The organism is Novacetimonas maltaceti (genome assembly GCF_002906255.1).
Classification (GTDB): domain Bacteria; phylum Pseudomonadota; class Alphaproteobacteria; order Acetobacterales; family Acetobacteraceae; genus Novacetimonas; species Novacetimonas maltaceti.
Genome location: NZ_POTC01000111.1, coordinates 1 through 3,237, shown reverse-complemented (window position 1 = coordinate 3,237; position 3,237 = coordinate 1). Strand labels below are relative to the sequence as shown.

4 protein-coding genes and 1 pseudogene are annotated in these 3,237 nt (G+C 55.6%); 4 read left to right on the top strand and 1 reads right to left on the bottom strand.

What is annotated here, in order from left to right; genetic code table 11:
* Nucleotides 1–135: 135 nt before the first annotated feature.
* The 4 genes and pseudogenes from KMAL_RS16340 to KMAL_RS16325 all read left to right on the top strand — a co-directional run.
* A pseudogene (locus KMAL_RS16340) lies at nucleotides 136–360 on the top strand (DUF6915 family protein); the annotation flags it as partial.
* Between the two features lie 147 nt (nucleotides 361–507).
* Nucleotides 508–1,695, top strand: coding sequence for a DUF932 domain-containing protein (locus tag KMAL_RS16335; RefSeq protein WP_014106171.1), 1,188 nt, complete (start codon nucleotides 508–510; stop codon nucleotides 1,693–1,695).
* An 81-nt stretch (nucleotides 1,696–1,776) separates the two neighbouring features.
* Entirely contained in the window at nucleotides 1,777–2,187 is a 411-nt protein-coding gene (locus KMAL_RS16330; protein ID WP_014106172.1) for a hypothetical protein, read from the top strand.
* Nucleotides 2,180–2,824, top strand: coding sequence for a hypothetical protein (locus KMAL_RS16325; protein ID WP_014106173.1), 645 nt, complete (start codon nucleotides 2,180–2,182; stop codon nucleotides 2,822–2,824). The genes KMAL_RS16330 and KMAL_RS16325 overlap by 8 nt, the downstream gene beginning before the upstream one ends.
* A 16-nt stretch (nucleotides 2,825–2,840) precedes the next feature.
* Here KMAL_RS16325 and KMAL_RS17480 read toward each other — a convergent pair.
* On the bottom strand, nucleotides 2,841–3,237 hold a 397-nt coding region (locus KMAL_RS17480), incomplete at its 5' end, for a hypothetical protein (protein WP_219811434.1).

Genomic DNA, 3,237 nt, shown 5'->3' with positions numbered 1-3,237 from the left:
CGCCGCGTCAAAAAACAGAAAGGACAGATCCTCTTCTTGACCGCCCGCCCGACTGTGCCTGAAATAGCATCTGGCTGGGTCAATTCCTGATGAAAAACCCGGGTCAGTTCTCAGTGAAAATCAACACTCCGACATCATGCTGAGGGCATTTTCCTCGCCGAAAGGCTGTTTGGCGTGACCCTGACGCTCTCGACAGGGCGGTCCGTACCGGTGCGTCTGATCGGCGAACAGCATATGCGCGAAGACTTCGGATTTATCCCGAGCTTCGTCGACTGGCTGAAGGAAATTCGACCCCAGCCCTGGATGGGGCGGGCGCAACCTCTTCACCGGACAATGGAAGGCGCGGATCGAGAAAAATAGCCTGCGGCAGAACAGTGTCGCGTATTGTCGTCGTGATGCGGCTTCCGGCCTTCGGAAGCCGCATTTTTCATGCGGGACCGGCCCTGAAAGAGGGAGAGGGCGGCTTCGCCTCTTGTGCCGAATATCCGGCGCAAGAGGAGAGTTTCCATGACCACGACCGTTCTTCCTTCGACCCGTTCCGCCACTGGGTTCCGCATCGATCCTTCCCGTGGTCGGGTGGATCACCGTGTATCGTCCGAATGGTTTTCCCGTCCTGACGATGAACGCTATCTGTCTCTCGCCGACCTGCACGCTACGACCCTGAACCGTGCGGAACGGGCTACCGCACGCACCGTGGAGAGCCGCGCCATTCGCGTCGAGGCCACGCGCGACAATGCCGAAAGGCTGACCCTCTCGGTGCCGGGCCAGAGCGCGCCCGTTGCACCGACCCACTGGTCCTTCGGGCAGTTGTGCAGTCTGGTCAGCGCGCCATCGTCTTACCTGCGCAATCTTCCGGCTCCGCTCGCCGCCATCAACCTGCAGCACGGACTGCTGTCCCATCGGGCCGAACTGGTCAAGACACTGGAAACGGGTGATGGTCGTGTGGAACTACGCGCCGTCACCGGCCCGGATTATGGCCGCATCTGGGACCATGAACTTGTCGGCGCCGTGCGCAAAATCGCTGGAAACGGGACAGGCGACACGAATTGGAAGGTTCCGGGTGTCATCGACTGGGCGACGATGACGCATAATCCGCATGTCGATATCACGAAGGAAACCACAACACTTTACGCCTCAGACAGGGATGTTTTCCTGTTTCTTGTTGACGATACGCATCCGATTGAGGCGGGACGTCTGCCCAACGGTGAACCTGATCTGTTTTTCAGGGGATTTTACGCCTGGAACTCGGAAGTCGGCAGCAAAAGTCTCGGGATTGCCTCCTTTTACCTTCGCGGGGTGTGCCAGAATCGCCTGATCTGGGGGCAGGAAAACCTCCAGCAGATCACGATCCGGCATAGCAAGTTCGCCGCAAACCGCTTTGTCCATCAGGCGACGCCCGCACTGCGTAATTTTGCAAATGCGAGTGCTGCGTCATTCATTTCCGGGATCCAGGAATCACGCAGGCAGGTTGTCGCGCGTGACGAGGAGGATCGTGAACGGTTCCTTCGGCGTCAGGGTTTCTCGAAGCCGGAAACCGCAAAAATCATTGAAACCGTGCTGCATGAGGAAGGCCGCCCACCGGAAAGCGTGTTCGATTTCGTTCAGGGCATCACGGCGTTCGCGCGGACGAAGAGCAACCAGGACACGCGCCTCGACCTTGAAGGCAAGGCACGCAAACTCATGGAGCGCGTCTGACACCGCACCAGATCGTTTTGTCCCGTTTCTCGCGAAAGCCCGGATCCGTTCCGGGCTTTTTCTTTTTTGGGAGGTTTCCCGATGGCCGACTATTTCACCCATTTCTCGTGTGTCCTGGATGTCGGAACGTATGAAAACGCGACGCGCGCGCTCGAATTATATACAAACGAGCCGGAGGATAGTGATGGATTCCGGGTTACCGACGGTTTCACGCTTTCCTTGTCGGGCGAATGCAGCTCGGAATTGTGGATCCATGACGACATCAGCGGAGACCCTGAATGTGTCATCGCGTTCGTCCTGAGATGCGCGGCAGAGTTCCATCTCTCGGGCTTATGGGGTTTCGAATACGCTAACACATGTTCCCGACCCCGTCTGGAAGCTTTCGGGGGAGGGGCGCACCTTATCGATCTTGGCGCGCGAAAGTCCGTTGGCTGGACCAGCACCAACGAATGGCTGGCGAGCGCCCTTGAGGGAGATGATCCCGATGCCTGAGATCATCTCCGTTCCGGTTTATCAGATTGATGAACTGTCCGACGCGGCCCGTGAGAGAGCCCGCTGCTGGTATCGCAACACTCTGGACGGCTTTCCCTGGTGGGATAGCGTTTATGAGGATTTTTTGAGGATATGCACTATAATCGGGGTAGACGTCGCGATGGCATCACGGCACCCGGCAGGCGCATCCGGCGTAAGCGATCCCTGTATCTATTTCCGGGGGTTCTCCAGTCAGGGGGACGGCGCTTCGTTCGAGGGTGTCTATAAATATGCCCGACGTGCGTCCCATGAAATCCGTCAGTACGCGCCGCAGGACGAGGCACTTCATGCCATCGCAGACCAGCTATTGGAGATCCAGAGGCGAAATTTCTATCAGATTACCGCGCGGATCACGCAACGCGGCCTCTATTACCATGAATATACGATGCGTATCGACGTCAGTCGTGGCAGCCGATCGGGTCAGGACATGTCGGCTGACACTGAGCAGGGGATTATTAACGTCCTACGTGATCTGGCACGGTGGTTGTATCGTTCTCTTGAACGCGAATGGGATTATCAAACCTCAGATGAGGCGATTGATGCTGCCATTCGCGCCAACGAATATACGTTTACCGTAGGAGGAGACCGGTTTTCATGATTGGCAAAGGCGCAACCTAGGTACGTGGAGACAATAAATGCGCGAGACTGGAGAGCATGTGCCAAAAATGTATCCCGGATATTTTAGTCGAAAAATATCCGACCACAGAACCGCAAAGAGCTGTGCGCAGAAAGAGAATAAAAGCGCATAGCAAAGGAGGAAACCCCTCCAAAGATTTTGATGTTGTCAGTAAGCGCAAGAATAAATAGAACTGAGAGCCAAGGTACCTCATAAATCCCGAGAATGAGGAATATGTGTTGGACCATGCATTAAAATTAATGCCTCTGGCAAATATTTCTTGGCGTCGTATACGTCCTTGTTCCCACTGATTTTCTGTCGTTAATAAGAACTCGCGCGCGATAGCCGAAAGCGCATGGGCAAAGAAAAACAGATCCATGCCAATTATGATCATG

Coding starts and splice junctions, on each gene's coding strand:
- KMAL_RS16325 (WP_014106173.1), top strand. CDS start 2,180: ATGCCTGAGATCATCTCCGTTCCGGTTTATCAGATTGATGAACTGTCC.
- KMAL_RS16330 (WP_014106172.1), top strand. CDS start 1,777: ATGGCCGACTATTTCACCCATTTCTCGTGTGTCCTGGATGTCGGAACG.
- KMAL_RS16335 (WP_014106171.1), top strand. CDS start 508: ATGACCACGACCGTTCTTCCTTCGACCCGTTCCGCCACTGGGTTCCGC.